The following is a 231-nucleotide window of genomic DNA, read 5'->3' as shown; positions in this document are numbered from 1 at the left end:
AGCGCATCGACAGCGTCGACGCCAACCGCACCCGCCAGGTCGACGAGCTGGACTCGATCCTCTCCGCCGCGACCAGCGAGCTTCACGGCCGTATCGCACGCCTGGAATCTACACTCGGCGACGGCGAGAGGGCCAAGAAGCGCCAGCACGAGTTCGAACGCTCGCTGGATCCGCTCTACGTCGAATTCGAAAAGGCCTTCCGTGGGCCGATCGAACTGATCCGGGAGCGGG

The 231-nt window shown here is 65.4% G+C and carries 1 protein-coding gene; it reads left to right on the top strand.

What is annotated here, in order from left to right:
• Positions 1–231 (top strand): hypothetical protein (locus HKX41_13925; protein NNC25231.1); only part of this gene is annotated, 231 nt, incomplete at both ends.

The sequence above is a fragment of the Salifodinibacter halophilus genome (assembly GCA_012999515.1).
GTDB classification, from domain to species: Bacteria; Pseudomonadota; Gammaproteobacteria; order Nevskiales; family Salinisphaeraceae; genus Salifodinibacter; species Salifodinibacter halophilus.
This window is presented reverse-complemented; position numbering and strand designations above follow the sequence as displayed.